Source organism: Flavobacterium buctense, from assembly GCF_014486695.1.
GTDB classification, from domain to species: domain Bacteria; phylum Bacteroidota; class Bacteroidia; order Flavobacteriales; family Flavobacteriaceae; genus Flavobacterium; species Flavobacterium buctense.
Genome location: NZ_JACTAB010000003.1, coordinates 181,934 through 199,774, shown reverse-complemented (window position 1 = coordinate 199,774; position 17,841 = coordinate 181,934). Strand labels below are relative to the sequence as shown.

Annotated in this window: 14 protein-coding genes and 3 tRNA genes; 8 read left to right on the top strand and 9 right to left on the bottom strand. The window is 37.0% G+C overall.

Annotated features, from left to right (window positions below; all coding sequences use genetic code 11):
* Nucleotides 1-62: 62 nt before the first annotated feature.
* Entirely contained in the window at nt 63-2,015 is a 1,953-nt protein-coding gene (locus tag ICG50_RS06655; RefSeq protein ID WP_187660130.1) for a TonB-dependent receptor plug domain-containing protein, read from the top strand.
* A gap of 62 nt (nt 2,016-2,077) precedes the next feature.
* Here ICG50_RS06655 and ICG50_RS06650 read toward each other — a convergent pair whose 3' ends face one another.
* On the bottom strand, nt 2,078-3,478 hold the full coding sequence (locus ICG50_RS06650) for a S41 family peptidase (protein ID WP_187660129.1): 1,401 nt from the start codon (nt 3,476-3,478) through the stop codon (nt 2,078-2,080).
* 163 nt (nt 3,479-3,641) lie between these two features.
* On the opposite strand from ICG50_RS06650, the gene ICG50_RS06645 reads away from it, so the two are divergent.
* From ICG50_RS06645 to ICG50_RS06630, 4 genes are read left to right on the top strand one after another with little or no spacing between them, the layout of a single operon-like run.
* On the top strand, nt 3,642-4,151 hold the full coding sequence (locus ICG50_RS06645; protein WP_187660128.1) for an RNA polymerase sigma factor: 510 nt from the start codon (nt 3,642-3,644) through the stop codon (nt 4,149-4,151).
* Complete coding sequence (locus ICG50_RS06640) at nt 4,138-4,584, top strand: hypothetical protein (protein ID WP_187660127.1); 447 nt, start codon at nt 4,138-4,140, stop codon at nt 4,582-4,584. Before ICG50_RS06645 ends, ICG50_RS06640 begins: the two co-directional genes overlap by 14 nt.
* 15 nt (nt 4,585-4,599) lie before the next feature.
* The gene (locus ICG50_RS06635) at nt 4,600-5,130 is read left to right on the top strand and encodes a DUF4252 domain-containing protein (protein ID WP_187660126.1); all 531 of its coding nucleotides are present in this window, start codon (nt 4,600-4,602) and stop codon (nt 5,128-5,130) included.
* A gap of 7 nt (nt 5,131-5,137) precedes the next feature.
* Nucleotides 5,138-5,674: a DUF4252 domain-containing protein gene (locus ICG50_RS06630; RefSeq protein ID WP_187660125.1), complete on the top strand. Its 537-nt coding sequence runs from the start codon at nt 5,138-5,140 to the stop codon at nt 5,672-5,674.
* Nucleotides 5,675-5,821: 147 nt separating this feature from the next.
* Here ICG50_RS06630 and ICG50_RS06625 read toward each other — a convergent pair whose 3' ends face one another.
* From ICG50_RS06625 to ICG50_RS06595, 7 genes are all read right to left on the bottom strand, one after another.
* Nucleotides 5,822-6,265 carry a sterol desaturase family protein gene (locus tag ICG50_RS06625; RefSeq protein ID WP_187660124.1) on the bottom strand — a complete coding sequence of 148 codons (444 nt, stop codon included), beginning with the start codon at nt 6,263-6,265 and terminating at the stop codon, nt 5,822-5,824.
* Between the two features lie 4 nt (nt 6,266-6,269).
* Nucleotides 6,270-7,109: a phytoene/squalene synthase family protein gene (locus tag ICG50_RS06620; protein ID WP_187660123.1), complete on the bottom strand. Its 840-nt coding sequence runs from the start codon at nt 7,107-7,109 to the stop codon at nt 6,270-6,272.
* Between the two features lie 10 nt (nt 7,110-7,119).
* Entirely contained in the window at nt 7,120-8,580 is a 1,461-nt protein-coding gene (locus ICG50_RS06615; protein WP_187660122.1) for a phytoene desaturase family protein, read from the bottom strand.
* A gap of 50 nt (nt 8,581-8,630) precedes the next feature.
* Nucleotides 8,631-9,527 (bottom strand): MerR family transcriptional regulator, encoded by an 897-nt coding sequence (locus tag ICG50_RS06610; RefSeq protein WP_187660121.1) that lies wholly within the window; start codon nt 9,525-9,527, stop codon nt 8,631-8,633.
* A 310-nt stretch (nt 9,528-9,837) separates the two neighbouring features.
* Nucleotides 9,838-9,921, bottom strand: a tRNA-Leu gene (locus ICG50_RS06605).
* Nucleotides 9,922-9,961: 40 nt separating this feature from the next.
* A tRNA-Lys gene (locus ICG50_RS06600) sits at nt 9,962-10,034 on the bottom strand.
* A gap of 27 nt (nt 10,035-10,061) precedes the next feature.
* Nucleotides 10,062-10,134, bottom strand: a tRNA-Lys gene (locus tag ICG50_RS06595).
* A gap of 127 nt (nt 10,135-10,261) precedes the next feature.
* Here ICG50_RS06595 and ICG50_RS06590 point away from each other — a divergent pair.
* Complete coding sequence (locus tag ICG50_RS06590; protein ID WP_187660120.1) at nt 10,262-10,780, top strand: shikimate kinase; 519 nt, start codon at nt 10,262-10,264, stop codon at nt 10,778-10,780.
* Here the strand turns inward: ICG50_RS06590 and ICG50_RS06585 are convergent.
* Nucleotides 10,772-11,269, bottom strand: a complete 498-nt coding sequence (locus tag ICG50_RS06585; protein ID WP_187660119.1) for a phosphoribosyltransferase family protein — start codon at nt 11,267-11,269, stop codon at nt 10,772-10,774. The two genes, ICG50_RS06590 and ICG50_RS06585, sit on opposite strands and share 9 nt — an antisense overlap.
* Before the next feature lie 399 nt (nt 11,270-11,668).
* On the opposite strand from ICG50_RS06585, the gene ICG50_RS06580 reads away from it, so the two are divergent.
* Both ICG50_RS06580 and ICG50_RS06575 read left to right on the top strand, forming a co-directional pair.
* Nucleotides 11,669-17,533: a fibronectin type III domain-containing protein gene (locus ICG50_RS06580; RefSeq protein ID WP_187660118.1), complete on the top strand. Its 5,865-nt coding sequence runs from the start codon at nt 11,669-11,671 to the stop codon at nt 17,531-17,533.
* Between the two features lie 46 nt (nt 17,534-17,579).
* Nucleotides 17,580-17,777 carry a hypothetical protein gene (locus ICG50_RS06575; protein WP_187660117.1) on the top strand — a complete coding sequence of 66 codons (198 nt, stop codon included), beginning with the start codon at nt 17,580-17,582 and terminating at the stop codon, nt 17,775-17,777.
* Nucleotides 17,778-17,841 lie beyond the last annotated feature (64 nt).

Sequence of the window (17,841 nt, the reverse complement as noted above, 5' to 3'; positions counted from 1 at the left end):
TGGGTATGGGTAAATTCTATGCTTTTCTCCCAAGATTATCAAATTATTGTTGAATTTAAAAAATGAAAAAATCAGTTAAAGCAGTAGCTATATTAGCTATGCTAAGCACTTGTGCCTATGCGCAAGAACAGGATTCTACTAGGGTGAATCCATTGAAAGAAGTAGTAATCTCCGATACCAAATTTGCACAAAGCAAAGAAAAATCGGGAAAAGTAATCGAAGTGATTTCGGCCAAAGATTTGGAGAAAAAGTCCGGTCAAAGTTTGGCCACAGTCTTATCGCAAGTAACCGGTGTAGAAATTAACGGAAACCAATCTGCGAATGGAAAAAATTTAGGGTACTACATTCGTGGTGGTAAAAACAGACAAGTTTTAATACTTATTGACGGTATTCCGGTAACGGATGCTTCAGGGATTACTTTAGAGTATGATTTGCGTTTGCTTCCGGTAGAACAAGTAGAAAGCATTGAGGTGATGAAAGGAGCGGCAAGCACTCTTTACGGAACTGGAGCCGCTACAGGAGTAATCAATATTACTTTGAAAAAATCGGCTAAAAAGACCATTGAAGGCAACGCTTACCTCAACATTGGTTCTAACAATACTTCAGACGATAAAAAATACAACGGACAAGATTTTAACCAAGGAATTTCAGTCAACGGAAATTACAAAAAAATCAACTATTTCACAGGATTCAACAGTACCGAAACCGGAAATATTTCTCAGATTGCATCGCCTGATGAAACGATAAAGTATGAAGATGACCGATTTTCAAGACAAAATGCGATTGCCAAATTGGGTTTTAAAGCCACAGATAGACTGACTTTAGACTTTTTTGGGAACTATGATAAATTGAAAAACGGTTACGATTTTACTTTTGACAATACCGGTTTTAATGATACCGATATCAATACCACAACTTCAGAGCAAGTTCGCTTTGGATTCTCCCCGAAATTCAAATACAACAAGGGCGAATTTGTGCTGAATTCGGGTTTTGCTAAAATCACTCGTGATTACAGTGAATTCAATACTTTTTCAGGCACAACAGATTATTCTTTGTATGAATCGAGAAATATAGTCGTTGATGCTGTAAACAAATACAATATCAATAAGGATTTTGCCGTCATTCTTGGCGTGAATTATCAGTTCAATGATATGTTAAGTGAAACACCTTTTGGGAATATTGAAAATGAATCGACTAAATTTAATATTGTAGACGGTTACTCAACTTTGGTTTATCATTTTGATTTTGGCTTAAACCTTAACACCGGTGCTCGTTTGAACAACCACAGTGCATATGGGAATAATTTTGTATACAATTTCAATCCTTCATATAATTTCAAAACGAGTTTTCCTTTGAAATTGGTAGCTTCTTACAGCACTGCTTATATTACACCGAGTTTATACCAATTGTATTCAGAATACGGTAACACCAATTTAACACCCGAAAAAAATGCCACAGCGGAAGCCGGTTTTGAAACCCAATTGTTGGATAAGAAATTGAAAATAGATGCTGTAGCTTTCTACCGTGACCAAACCAATTCGTTTGATTTCTTCTTTAATCCGGATACTTTTGAAGCTTATTATGTAAACATTGACGGAAAAAATAAAGCCAAAGGAGTAGAAACCGAAGTGACTTTTGATGTATCGGATAAGTTGAGAATTAACGCTAACTATACCTTTACACAAGTAGACAAAGCTTTAGATCGTTTAATTCCTAAACACAAAGCCAATGTAGGAGTAGATTTTCAACCCACGTCAAGAACCTTATTCAATTTGAATTACCAATATTTTAACGCGAGAAATGATGCGTTTTTTGATGGTAATACTTTTGGTACCACTTTTGTAGAATTGGATTCGTATCAGTTGGTAAATGCATTGGTAAAATATGAATTAATTAAAAATCGATTAACCGTTTTTAGTTCAGTGACAAATATACTAAACGAGGAATTCGTTGAAAACATCGGTTACGCCACCCGAGGAAGAAATTTCAAGTTGGGGTTAAACATTGTTTTATAACAAACTTTGTTACTAATTGTGGTAAAAAGGCTAACCGAAAAGTTAGCCTTTTTTTATTGAATTTAGTAACGTTCCAAATACATTTCGCTTCGCAATGGATTGATAGTTTTTGCATCCGTAAAATCTCGCTCAATTACGCTTGGCAATTGAGGCACTCGTTTTCCGCTAGCTATAATTTGATTGATAGCCACACTTAATAATGGTTCGTCAACACTGCCCAAAACTCCTAAATTAGCAAGGTTTTCCGGTACTAATGTCGTGGGTGCTATTCCGGAGGTATAATCGCCAAATCCGTTTTTGTCCACTATTTTCAAAACAATTGGTTGCATAGCGTATTTATGACTTGGGTTAACATCTTGGTTGCCAAAAGTTGGCGAATCATATAAAGTAATAGAACCTACATTTTTTCCGGTAGTGATGTCACCAATTTGAACTACATCAATATAAGGTTTCAAACAATTAATCACCAATTCACTCGCAGAGGCCGATGATTTAGAAGTTAGAATATAAACTTTGCTGAGGTTCAAACTGTTCAAACTACCTACAAATTTATTGGTTAAACTTTCCGGATTGTTCGCCTCAAAATAGGCTTGTGCTTTGGCATTCCATTGCTGCTTAGCAAAAATTTGTCCGGTAAATTGTCCGGTAATCATACTGGCTAATTTTGTTGCGGTATTAACGGAACCACCTGAATTGTAACGTAAATCTAAAACCAAATCGGTTACATTTTGCGTTTGAAAATTACCGAAAACAGCATTGAGTTGGCTTTCATAATTCGAATAAAATCCGTTGTACATTAAGTAGCCAATATTGTGCGTTCCTTGTTGTAATACAGTACTCAATAAAATGGGATTCTCTGCTAATGCTGTTTTTGTCAAACTCACAGATTGTCCATTAGGAGTAATGTTACCACCATCAAATTCAGCTAAATTTATGGTATAAGTTTCATTAGCCAATAATGTTTTGTAATTGTCAATGGTCAGTGGCGTACCGTTTATCGCATAAAAGATGTCACCGCGCTCGATTGGTTTGGTGGAAGCGTCAGAATTGGGAATTATATAGCGAACCCAACCATATAGGTCTGTTTGACTCCCTGATTTATAGCGCAAGCCAAAATCCATTCCGTTGTTCAATGTGTTTCCGGAGAGTACCCCTTCTAAAACATCATAATCGCTATAAATTACACTAAATCTATCAATAGAATTATCAATTCTCAAAGCATTAAAAAGCGACTCCGGATTTTCAAAATCGGTCAAAAAAGCATTCAATTCCGATTGATTGGCAAATCGGTCGTCGTCTAAATCAGGTACTTCTCCTTGCCACAGATAGTATAAGTTCATGCCTTTCCAAACAAAGTCTTTTACACCAAGGTTGTTTGGAACAGCATTGTCGTCCATATCTTCACAACCCAAGGGAAGGACAAACAGGAACAACAACAAAACGGATTTCATTAAGTTCTTCATAGCAGCTTTTTATTTTAATAAACGTAAATTTACTAAGTTTAGATTAATAATTGTAGTTTGTTTGTAACAAATAAAATGATGAGTCGTCTCTACTTTATAACCACACCCGAAGCGTCAGACGAATTGTTTGGAGCATAGCGAAAAAAAACCAAGAATAGTTGCAATGAACCAAAAGGAGTTTATGTTATTGGTAAATCCGTTTAAGGATAAAGTCTTTCGAATGGCTAAGCGATTGCTAGTCAGTACGGAAGAAGCCGAAGATGCAACACAAGAAGTTTTGGTTAAATTGTGGAACAAGAGTGAAAGTTTAGTCGATTACAAAAGCGTTGAAGCCGTCGCCATGACAATGACCAAAAATTATTGTTTGGATCAATTAAAGTCGAAACGCGCAAGCAATATGAAGATTGTGCACAACAACTTCACCGATAGGGAAGCGAGTTTACAACAAAAAGTCGAAGACCGTGACACTTGGAATTGGGTCGAAAAAATAATGAATGATTTGCCCGAGCAACAAAAATTAATTGTTCAAATGCGTGACATCGAAGAAATGGAGTTTGAAGAAATAAGTAAGATATTAGAAATGAATGAGTCGGCGATTCGCACGGCTTTGTCAAGAGCAAGAAAAACGATAAGAGAAAACATGATAAAAACACATCATTATGGCATTGGATAGAATAGAAAAATTACTGGAAAAATACTTTGAAGCAGAAACCACTATAGCCGAAGAAAAAGAGTTGAAAAACTATTTTGCTTCTTCAAATGTTGCTCCGCCTTTGGAACAATACAAACCTATGTTTGGTTATGCTACTCAAGCAAAACAAGAGCAGTTTAAAGCAACGATTCCTTTAAGCACTAAGAAACGAAAAAGCGTAGTTTGGTTATCAGTTGCTGCATCGGTGGCAGTTTTGTTGAGTGTGGGTTTATTTACTTTCAATCATTATAATCAACCTGTATCAGAAGATTTAGGTACTTATGATGATCCGGAAGTAGCTTTCAGAGAAACACAAAAAGCTTTGGCTTTAATCTCTAAGAGTGTAAATAGAGGCATCGAGAGTATGGAATACATAAATGAATACGAACAATCAAAAAACAAAGTTTTTAAATAAAAAAATCAAGAAATCATGAAAAAATTAATCTTAACACTAGTAGTACTATTGGCAACGAATTCTTTTTTTGCCCAAACCGTCTTTGATAAATTTGACAATCAAGACGATATTACAGCAGTCATTGTCAATAAAAAAATGTTTACTTTATTAAGCAAAATGGAAGTCAAAGATGCTCAAACAAAACAATATGTCAATTTAATTAAAAAGTTAGACAACTTAAAAGTTTTTATGACCACTAACGATAAAAAAGCGGATGAGATGAAAGCGGTATCAGACAAATACGTAAAAACATCAGCTTTAGAAGAATTAATGCGCCTAAACGAAAAAGGGAAAAGCGTAAAGATTTATGTAAAATCCGGTGCTACTGATTCTCAAGTAAAAGAATTATTAATGTTTATTGAAGGTAGCGGTAAAGAGGAAACGGTTTTAATGTCATTGACCGGTGATTTCGATTTGAATGAGCTTTCCGTCTTAACCGATAAAATGAGTTTGCCTGGCGGAGACGATTTGAAAAAAGCGTCAAAAGGATCAAAAGCTAAAAAATAATAAGAGTATGAAACTTATTTATTTCATCGCAATGTTAGCTTCAATGTTGTTGCTCAGTTGCAATAGCGAGCCAAGTCTCCAAAAATATTTTGTTGAGAAGTCAGAAGACAAAGATTTTGTTGCTCTCGATGTGTCGCCTAATATCATTAATGTAGACAAAACTAAACTAACTTCGGAACAAAAAACGGCTCTGGAATCCTTTGATAAAATGAATATTTTAGCGTTCAAATTAGATGAGAAAAACAAAGCGCAATATGAAATCGAAAGCAAAAAGCTAACCACAATACTAAAAGGAGAAAACTATCAAGAATTAATGAAAATCGGTTCCGGTAAAGATGGTGCTTCCATTAGTTTTGTAGGCGATGAAGATAATATAGACGAGTTTATTTTATTTGGCAAAAAGGAAGATAACGGTTTTGCAGTAATCAGAATTTTAGGCAATGATATGAATCCGAATAACATCATGAACATGATTTCTATCTTGCAAAGTGCCAATATCGATATGGAACAATTAAAACCTTTGGAAGGTTTGATGAAAAAATAATTTTAGTATAGGTTAATAGTTAAAAAAAGAAAAGTCCCGATTTAGTAGGGACTTTTTTTATTTTTAAAATATTTAAATGATTTGAGATTAAGAGGAGGAAGCCCTGTGGGCTTCAGGTATGTGAACTTCAGTTCGCTTTTTTTGATTTCACTTCTTAAAATATTTAAATGGTACCACCAACATTCCAAAGCATTCTCCATCTTCTTTACCGATGTGTTTGTGGTGCATTTTATGTGCTCTTCTTACCGCTTTAGCATAACGATTATTGGCATTTCGGAACAACTTAAATCTTTGGTGAATAAAGATGTCATGCACCGTAAAATAAGCCAATCCATAGGCAAAAATACCTAAGCCAATGGCCAATCCGACTTCAAGGATGTTATTCTGCCAAAGTAAAAAGAAACCAACACTCACAACAGCATAAAAAATAAAAAAGGCATCATTGCGTTCAAACCAAGAATCGTGGTCTTTTTTGTGGTGATCGGCGTGTAAGTTCCATAAAAAGCCATGCATGATGTATTTGTGACTAAACCAAGCCATAAATTCCATGATGCAAAAGGTAACGATAAAAACAATTATATGTAGTAACATAATTTTATAATAAATTTAAACGATAATTCACATAACAACGTGCCAAAAGCCCAAATTTTTCATAATCCGGTACTCGAATTCGAGTGTTTTTAATTTCCATCGAAGGTGTTTTTTTCAACTTAGACAGTAATTTTTTATAATAAACATAGGCGGTATAAACACCAAATTTAGCTTCCAATGGCAGTTTTAAAATTCCATCAAAACCCGCCTGAAAATCAGCTTCGATTTCTTTGATGATTTCATTTTTAGATTGCTCATCCAGTTTTGATAAATCGGTGTTGGGAAAATAAGTTCGGTTCAAATCTTCGTAATCTGCTTTCAAATCGCGAAGAAAATTCACTTTTTGGAATGCCGAGCCTAGTCGCATAGCCGAATGTTCTAACTCATTGAATTTCTTATCATCACCATTAACGAATACTTTCAAACACATTAAACCCACTACATCTGCCGAACCATAAATGTACTCACTGTATTCATCATAAGTTTGATAAACGGTTTTGTGTAAATCCAAGCGCATACTTTTCATGAAAGCGGCAATCATGGTTTGGGGAATATTGTATTGGTTAACCGTATGCTGAAACGAATTCAACACCGGATTCAAACTGATTTTATTTTCTAGGGCATTCGCCAAATCCTTTTCAAACATCTCAAAAAGTTGTTCTTTGTTGTAATCATGAAAAGTATCTACAATTTCATCTGCAAAACGAACAAATCCATAAATATTATAAATATCCTGACGGATGCTCGGTGCCAACATTTTCACGGCTGCCGAAAAAGACGTGCTGTATGATTTAGTCACATTTCTACTGCAGTCGAAGGATACGGTGTCAAAAATTGATTTCATAAAATAATAACTATAGATTTTTTTCAATGAGGTCAGCAACAAGTTTTCCGGAAATTAATGAAGGCGGAACGCCTGGTCCGGGAACAGTTAATTGTCCGGTAAAATAAAGGTTTTTTACCTTTTTACTTTTCAATTTGGGTCTTAAAAAAGCGGTTTGCAATAAGGTATTGGCTAACCCATAGGCATTCCCTTTGTACGAATTGTAATCTTTTATAAAATCATTTACACAAAAAGATTCTTTAAAGATAACGTTATTTTTTACTGATTGTTGTGTAAGTGTTTCGAAACGAGTAATTATTTTATCAAAATACAAGGCTCTTAATTCAGGAGTGTCCTCAAGTCCTGGGGCAATCGGAATTAAAAATATTCCGGCTTCTTTGCCATCAGGCGCAGCATTTTCGTCCGTTTTAGAAGGGAAACTTGCATAAAATAAAGGTTCTTTCGGCCATCTTGGGGTATCATAAATATCCTTGGCATGCACATCAAAATCCACATCAAAAAACAAAGAATGGTGTTCTACGTTTTCAATTTTCTTGTCAAAGCCCACATAAAATAGGAGTGAAGAGGGTGCAAATGTTCTTTTGTCCCAATATTTCTCAGAATATGCCCGGTATTTTTGGTCCAATAAAGTTTCTGAATGATGGTAATCGGCACCACTTAAAATAATATCCCCTTTTACAACCTCGCCGTTCACTACAATTGAAGTAGCTGCACCATCGACTACATTTATTTTTTCAATGTTTGCATTAGTATGAATAACTACACCAAGTTCTTTGGCTAATTCTTCCATAGCTAAAATTACACTATACATGCCGTTTTTGGGATGCCAAGTGCCAAGGCCAAAATCTGCAAAGTTCATAAAACTATAAAAAGATGGAGTGTCAGAGGGTTTTGCTCCTAAGAAAAGCACTGGGAATTCTAAGATTTGGATAAGTTTCGTATTGGTAAATCGACGGCGAATGTCCTTAGAGATGTTGCCAAAAAACTGATTCACTTTCTTAGCGGTTTCCAAAGTAACCAATTCCAAAGGAGAAACACCCGGACGATAGACCAAATCTTTAATGGCAATGTCATAGTTGCTTTGTGCTTCTTTCATAAAAGAAGCTAATTTTTTACCACTGCCTTTTTCTATGGCTTCAAAGGCGATGATGATTTCCGGTAAATTGTCGGTAATGGTTACAAAATCCTTTACGCCAAAATAAACCTGATAAGCAGGGGAAAGTTTGATTAACTCATAATAATCAGAAGGTTTTTTGCCAAAGTCGGCAAAGAATCTTTCAAAAACATCAGGCATCCAATACCAAGTGGGTCCAATGTCAAAAGTAAAACCCTCTTTTTTGAGTTGGCGCGCTCTTCCGCCAATTGTGGTGTTTTTTTCATAAACAGTAACACTATAGCCTTTTTGGGCAAGATAGCTTGCTGCTGCTAAGGAAGAAAACCCCGAACCGATTATTCTAATTTCTTTTTTCATATTTTGTTTAACAAAAGTAGTAAAAAGCTAAACAATAAAAAAAGATTTCTTTATATAAATTCAACTAATTCTTTAATGGAGTTAAAGGTAGTTATTTTTTCAGTAATCAATTTTGAATCTAGATTTTCAGTCATGCGACCAATTAAATAAAGATTAGAAGTTTCATCTAATATGTCTTGCTTTAAACTTTTAATGTAATTATTAATTTCATTCTTATTAGGTTCAACCGTCATATAACAAACATAGGTAATATTGTCAAAGTGTTTTTTCATATCTTTCAAACTGTCAATTGGAACACTCTCTCCTAAATAGATGGTTTTGTATCCTAAATTCAAAATTTCGTAGTTTAAATACATGATACCTAATTCGTGAATTTCATTCATTGGAAGATACAAAACAAAAACCCGATCAGTTTTTGATGGTTCTTGTGATTGAAGTTTCTCCGTATTGGTCATTAATTTTTGCTTAATTAGATAGGAGAAAAAATGTTCGTGAGCAGGAGTAATGGTATCCGTTTGCCAAAGAAATCCTAATTCTTGTATCATTGGAATAAATACATCGTAAAATATTTCTCTGAATGACTTTTCAGCGAGCAATTTGTTGTAAGTGGAAAAGAATAGTGCTTGGTCAAAATTCATCATCGACATTTTAAAAGAACTGATGGCATGATGCTTTGCACTTTTTTCAGAAATGATTTCATTAACCAACTGCGGAATTCTCTCTGAAGAAAGTTTGGATATTTTAGAAATTTTGTAGCCGTAATTGTGCAATAAAGTGATGTTTAATAACTTCTGTAAATTACTTAAATCATACATACGGATGTTGGTTTCAGTACGCATAGGTTCAAGTACATTGTACCTTTTCTCCCAAATTCTAATAGTGTGCGCCTTGATTCCGGATAGATTTTCCAAATCTTTTATACTGAAAACACTTTTAACATTGTTCATCTTTTGATTAAATTAGTTAAACAAAATTAGTAAAATAACTTTAAGAAAGACTTTTTTTGGTGATAAACTTTAAAAAAAAGAGTAAACCCATTAGAATTTACTCTTTTTATTGTCACCAAGTTGGGATTCCCTTCTTTTAATTTCAAATGTGACCACTTTGGGATTAGCTATACTGTTCCCACAAAGCTCCGCTTTGAGAATTCTTTAAACAAAAAAAAACACTCAAGCGAGCTTGGTGTTTTTTTTTATTTGATTCCGAACTTTAAAAATACCTGACTACCACTGGCAGTCCTCCTTTTAATTTCAAATGTGACCACGATGGGATTCGAACCCACACGTCCTTTCGAACACCACCCCCTCAAGATGGCAAGTCTACCAGTTTCTCCACGTGGCCTAAAACAAAAAAAGTCAAACAATAGCTGTTCGACTTTTTGTGACCCGACTGGGGCTCGAACCCAGGACCCCATCATTAAAAGTGATGTGCTCTACCAACTGAGCTATCGAGTCTTTAGCCTCAAAATAAAGAAAAAATAGTGACCCGACTGGGGCTCGAACCCAGGACCCCATCATTAAAAGTGATGTGCTCTACCAACTGAGCTATCGAGTCTTTTTCTTTTCTTGAATGCGGGTGCAAATATAAGACCTTATTATTTATATTTCAAAGCAATTTTATTATAAATTTGCCTTTTTTTGGTTATAGGTCTTAATGGCTTAATTTATAAGGTTTTATTGCAATGCAGAAAATTATTTTAGTGGGGTATATGGCAGTTGGAAAGTCAACTATTGGCAAAATCTTAGCTGAAAAAAGACACATGAAGTGGGTAGACTTAGATAAAGTAATCGAAAAAAACGAGAAATTATCCGTAGCGGATATTTTTAAACAGAAAGGCGAAATTTATTTCAGAAAACAAGAACACCTCGAATTTAAAAAATTGATAACTGCTCCCGAAAACCTTATCATAAGTACCGGCGGAGGAACACCTTGTTATGCTAACAATCACTTATTACTAAAAGGGGATAATGTGGTTTCAATTTACCTCTATGCCACTATTGACGAACTTTACAACCGACTTAAACATAACGCTTCCGAAAGACCTTTAGTAGCCAATCAATCCGAAGAGGAACTCAAAGAATTTATCGCCAAAAATTTGTTTGATAGAAGTTATTTTTACAATCAAGCGACTTTCAAAATTAATACCGGCGGTAAAACACCCGAAGCCATAGCCACAGAAATTGAAGCCTTACTAAACTAAGAAAGCATGGTTGTTGTTGTCCTCAAATACCACATGTACATGTTCTTTTGAAGAAGTGGAAAGGGAAATACCTTTAAAGTCAGCTTTAACCGGAAATTTTTTGTGATTGCGATCAATTAGTACTACGGTTTTAAACTTTTTAATAGGTACTTCTAAAAAATGTTTTACCCCATATACTAAGGTTGTGCCTGAGTTTAAGACATCATCAACCAACACTAGGTTTTTATCATGATAAGCATCTTTTGTGATGGAAGTGGTCACAGCATTAAACGGATTTTGCTTATCCATTTTTACTTCACACAAAACAATAGTAATGTCTGAAATATTTTTTAGAACTTCACTGATTTTCTCCGCCAAAATGTACCCATTACTCGAGATACCAGCCAATACAATTTCTTTTTCATCAGCAAAGGTTTCATAAATTTGATAGGCAATGCGTCTTATTTTGTGTTCAATTTCTTGGTGGTTGAGTATGATGTTTTGCCCCATAATAATATTTTTTCCAAAGATAGAAAACACTTTGTTTTTTTGACATTTTTATCTAATAATTAAACCTTTTTAAGCTAAAGATTTTTAACACCCCTTTTTATGGATTTAATTAAAAATATTTTTTTTGAAGGGATTTCTTCTCTTTTAAGGCTTTGCAACTAGTAAGTGCATTTGGTGTAAGAATAAAATTACCCTAAAATTGCTGAATATCGATGGTTTTAAGCACTTTGACGATTAATTCTTGAAATTAGATTTATAAACTTTTTTTTTTAAACTTTTCACATAAATTTACTGATTCCAAAAAACGCTGATTTAGCATTTTAATTGATTAAAAAACAAACAATTAATATCAGATTATTGGTGTTTTTTTGAAATTTAGCCTTGAATCAAAGTATTGATATGATTGCCAACTCAAACAAAGAAAACTATTTCTCTGTAAAAAAACTTTTGCCTGTTTTTTTTGCAGTTATATGCTCTTTTTTTATATCGCAACAAGCTTTTGCTCAGGTGAGTACTTATAGCTTTAATGAGTCAAGCGCAACTTATACCGCACTTACAACACCGTCAGTAGCCTATACAGCACCTTGGGATGATCATACTACCGGTGCTGCTTTTCAAGCCAATATCGGATTTAATTTTTCCTATGATGGAGTCATTCAAAGCCAATGTTTCATTAGCCCAAACGGTTACATAGCGTTCGGAGTTGAACCACTTTCCAATTCTTATTTGCCACTAAGTGTCGCTACGGTTTTTACCGGTGGAGGTACTATTAGCGCTTTGGGTATGGATTTGATTTCAGCAACTGATAACATCACATACAAGACTATCGGGACGGCTCCCAACAGAATTTTCGTGGTTCAATGGACAAACGCCAGAAGAAAAGCTATCACAGGTAATTTTAATTTCCAAATCCGATTATTAGAGACTTCCAATAGCATAGAGCTTTCGTACGGTATCTGTGCTCCAGATGATCCCACAGTTTTGAATGCGCAAGTCGGAATTCGTGGGGTTACCAACAATTTTGTTCAAGGAGATGTTCAAAACAGGTTGCAAACCGGACTAAATACCAATGCAGCTTGGTTAGGAAAAACCGTTAATGGTACAGCCAATTCAAATACGGTTAGAACTAGTGTGACCGAATACCCTAACAACGGATTAAAATATACTTATACTCCTTCAACACCTTGTTTAACTCCAACGGCAGCGCCAACTGCTTTGGTTATTGGAGCTACCACCGTAACCGCTACCACCTTTACCGGAAATAGTTTTGCGGCTGCCAGCCCGGCACCAACCAATTACCTTGTACTTAGAAGCACTACCAATGTGCCTCCCACAGTAACTGACATTCCCAATCGTACTTATTGGTCAGTTACCAATGTGATTTCTGGTACTTATACCGTGGTGAGCAATTCTAATGTTACTACTTTCGCGCAATCTGTCTTAACGCCCAACACAACTTATTATTATTGGGTAATACCTTATAATGCGGGTTGTCTTGGCGGTCCTTTCTATAATTTAAGTGCCATGGCAACGGCCTCTAAAACAACTTGTACTGCAGCACCAACCGGTTTGTCAGCTTCAACAGTAGAAGGAAATTCATTTACCGCTTCATGGACGCCCGTGGCCGGCGCTACCGATTATGTGATTGATGTGTCAACTAACAATACGTTTACCGGCATTCTTCCGGGATATTCCGGAGCTTCAACTGCCGGGGCAAATGATTTTGTGGTTGACGGACTAAACCCTTTGACCACCTATTATTTTAGAGTGCGGGCTATTGGTATCGCTTGTACAACAAACAGTGCGACAGTTGCGGTAACTACAGTTTGTGGGGCTTTTCCAATTCCTTATTTTCAAAGTTTTGATACAACACCGGTCAATACCCTTCCAACTTGTTTCACCATTTCCAATGACAATGCTGACGCGGTAACTTGGACCGTGCAAAACAGTTTAGCGGCTTCAACTCCTAATGCCTATCATTTAGCAACTAATACTGCTTTAGATACCAATGATTGGTTTTTTACCGCTGGATTAAATTTAACGGCAGGAGTAACCTATCGTTTAAAATTTAAATACAATACTCTGAGTGCCGGTTCTTTTGCTGAAAATATAAGAATTCGTTTGGGTACAGGACCTTCTGAGGCAAGCATGAATAACACCATTTTAGATTTGTCCAACATCATTAATACGGTATACCAAACCGCTACGGTCGATTTTACACCGGTAACCAACAACATTTTTTATCTTGGTTTTCAAGGATATAGTTTTGCCAATCAAAGCAAAATAATGATCGATGACATTAGTGTAATTGTATCACCTACCTGTTTTGAACCAAGTGATTTGATAGTGACTACCGTTGGAAGTACTTCTGCCGGAATAGCCTGGACTGCTGCTTTTCCGGAACCGGCTAATGGTTATCAATATTATGTTAGTACTTCCAATACCACCCCAAGTGGAGCAGTTACACCAACCGGATCAGTCGCCTTTGGCGTTACTACCGCCACCATCACCGGACTAAATCCGGCAACCTTGTATTACGTATGGGTTAGAGGAAATTGTAGTGCAACGGATAAAAGTGTTTGGAGCAATATCGAAACTTTTAGTACAGATTGTGCGGCTTCTACTTCATTAACAGTTACCAATGGTACGCTGTGCGGTGGAGGTTCTACCACTTTAAATGCCACCGGTGCACCGGGCTCTACCATCGAATGGTATGCAGAAGCTACCGGAGTGACTTTGTTAGCTACCGGAAATAGTTTTGTAACCCCTAACTTAGCGGCTACAACAACTTTTTACGCACAATCAAGAGCACCCGGAGGCTTAGTGGGCTTAGGTCCCATATCACCAATATTACAAGGGGGTGCATTAGGAACCCAAACCACTCAAACTTTTGTTACTTTTGCAGTAACTACGGCTACTACTTTACAATCATTTGATATTTACCCCATGGTTTCGGGACAAAGCGGAACATTGGTCATTCGAAATGGTTCCAACGTTCAAATTGCTTCTTATAACTATGTGACTAGTGTAGCCGGAGGAAATACACCACAAACAATTCCTTTAGCGCTTAATTTAGCCGCCGGAAATTATTTTGTTTACTTTGAAACATTGCCTGCTGCCGGTTTGATTGTCAATATTGACAATACCGCTTATCCATACACTTCTTCTTTAGCCAATATCAACGGAAATGGTTTTGACAATACCTTTTTCTTGTATGCTTACAATTGGAAGTTTTCCAACATTTGTCGTTCTCTATTAACACCTGTAACTGCTACGGTTACGGCTGCTCCGGCAATTACGTTTAGTGGGGCATCCACCACCATTTGTCAAGGAGAAACTACTGCATTGGTTACCGTTACCGGTGCTGCGTTATACAACAACTTCACTTGGAACACAACCGTTGGTCTTTCAGGCTCAATAGCCGCCGGATTCACTTTCAATCCAATTGTTACTACTACTTATAACTTATCAGCTTCGCAAACATCGGGAGGATTGTGTACTTCAGTGCTCTCTTATACAGTGACCGTAAAACCCGAACCGCCGGGCATTAGTATAGTGCCGCCTTCAGCTACCATTTGTGAAGGGGCAATTCAATCTTTAAACGCCAGTTTAGCGGCGGCGGCACCGGTACTCATTTACAGTGAAAATTTTAATGCGCCAACAAATAACTGGATTAGAACCAATGCCTCAACAGGGGGTATAGTGGCTAATTCTGCTTGGACTTTAAGACAAAGTCCTTATCCTTATTCCAGCTCCTATTGGAATATAACAATGAACAGCAATGATGCTTCTCAGTTTTATTTTTCTAATTCTGATGCGCAAGGAAGCCCGGGAACCAATAGAACGCTTACTTATTTAGAGTCGCCTTCTATTAATTTAACCGGGTATACTTCGGCTTCATTAAACTTCTTCCACTACCTAAGATACATTCCGGGCAACAAAGCTAGGGTAGAAGTTTCCATTAACGGAGGAACAACTTGGGCCATCTTGAATGCCTTTTTGGCCACACAAGGTTCAGCCTCAAATTTTGTTAGTTACACCGTAAGTATGAACAGCTACGTAGGAAATTCTAACGTTAAAATCAGATTTTTATATGACGCTTCTTGGGATTACGGTTGGGCTATAGACAATGTTAAAATCAGCGGTAATTTAGCGGTTGAGGTAACTTGGTCTCCGCCAACGGAATTGTTTTTTGACGCAACAGCTACCACACCTTACCTTAGTGGTACGCCAACCGGTACAGTATATACTAAACCAACGTCAACAAGGGTTTACACCGGAAGTGTAGTAGGAGCCAACGGCTGTGCGGCCAGTGCTTCAACCACCATAACGGTAATACCTGCACCAAATCCGGGGGTATTGTCAAGCAGTCAAATAGTATGCGCCACTTGGCAAGCTTCAGCCCTAACCATTTTGGGCATTGTCGGAGGGTCAGTCATAAGATGGGAATATGCTACGAATGCCGCTTTTACAGTGGGTTTAACGTCAATAGCCAATACCACAACAACTTTAACCACTGCTGAAATAGGTACTTTTAGTGGCACAAGATATTACAGAGCAGTAATTCAAAGTGGCACATGCCCAATTGTTTATACTAATTCGGTTTTTATCAATTATCCGGTTACAGTTTGGAACGGAACAACATGGAGTAATGGTTTACCAAATGCTAATTTAAGAGCCGTTTTCAATGGTGGAGCCGTAACCTATTCTTCTTTAGGAGATTTAAATGCTTGCTCTGTCGAAGTGCAGTCGGGTACTGTAATTTTTAATTCGGGTCATACACTTACGGTCCAAAACGATGTAAAAGTATCCGGTGGTTCTTTGATTTTCCAAAACAATGCGAGTTTAGTCCAAATCAACTCCCTCAATAATAATGGAGTGCCTTTTACCAATACCGGAAATATTACCTACAGAAGACTAAGTACACCAATTAAAAAGTTCGATTATATTTATTGGTCAACACCGGTAAGTCCGCAAACTTTAATGGATTTTTCACCGGCAACCACTTTGTTTTATTCTTTTGACCCTAACGTGGGCAATTGGGCCTATGCTACTAGTACGGTTCCAATGGTTCTGGGTAAAGGTTACCTGATTAGAGCTCCCGATGCGGCGCCGTTTAACGTAACTACACCAAATAACTATTTGGGCTCTTTTATTGGGGTACCAAACACCGGAGACATAACCATTCCTGTTATTGGTGGTGCCAATCAGTTTAATTTAATTGGAAATCCATTTCCTAGTGCTATCAATGCGGATGCCTTTTTATCGGATCCGGTTAATGTTCCTCTAATTGATGCTACCATTTATTTGTGGACACACAATACGCCTATTGCCAATAATGTGTACAGTGCGGCAGATTATGCCATCTACAATTATTCAGGAGGTGTGGGTACCGGAACTGCAGCAGCCAATCCGGGATTGAACAGCAGTGTGCCTAATGGTAAGATTGCTTCAGGACAAGGGTTCTTCGTGAAAGGATTGTCTTCGGGCAACATCATTTATAAAAACAGCATGCGATTGGCCGGTAACAACGATCAGTTCTTCAGAATGAGTTCGCCTCCGGTTACTGAATCGACTACTGAATTGGAGAAACACCGCTTTTGGTTGGATATTTTCAACGAGCAAGGGGCCTACAAGCAAATGTTAATCGCCTATATTGAAAACGCAACCAATACCGGAATGGACAGAGGTTTTGACGGTGAAATGGTTGATGTGGGTAATCCTATTACCATTTATACTCTGCAAGAAGAGAAAAAACTGTCTATTCAAGGTCGTGCCTTACCCTTTAATCAGGAAGATGTTATCCCGATAGGGTATAAGTCAACAGTGGCCGGTGCCTACCAAATTAACTTGTCTGACTTTGACGGAGTGTTTACCGAGCAAGGGATTTATTTAGAAGACCTACTTTTAAATGTGGTCCACGATTTAAAAGCAGGCAATTACCAATTCACCACCGAAATCGGAACTTTTGAGGACCGATTCAGAATTAGGTTTGTCAACAATACACTTGGGGTAGACAACCCAGTCTTAACGGCTAACCAAATAGTCATCTACAAAAACAGCGAAGAAAACTTTGTCATCTTAACCGGCAATGTCCTTATGGATTCGGTAAAAGTGTTTGATGTAAGAGGCCGATTGTTATGGGAACAAAAAGGAATCAATGCCGCACAAACTACAGTCAGTGGTGGTTTAGCCAATGAAGTACTTCTTATCCAAATTAAGGATGTAGAAGGTACAGTAGTTACTAAGAAGGTGATTCGGTAGTTTTCAGTCGCAGTTTTTAACCGCAAATTATAATGACGACGGTGAAATGCATCGGAACAGTGCTTTCCCAAATCAAAACACCACATTCCCAAGTCAGGAAACCACAATCCTAAATCAGGAAACCACATTCCCAAGTTGGAGCACCACAATCCCAAGTCAGGAAACCACATTCCCAAGTTGGAGCACCACAATCCCAAGTCAGGAAACCACAATCCTAAATCAGGAAACCACATTCCTAGGTTAGCGCACCACATTTCCAAGTCAGAAACCACAATCCCAAGTTAGCGCACCACAATCCTAAGTCAGGA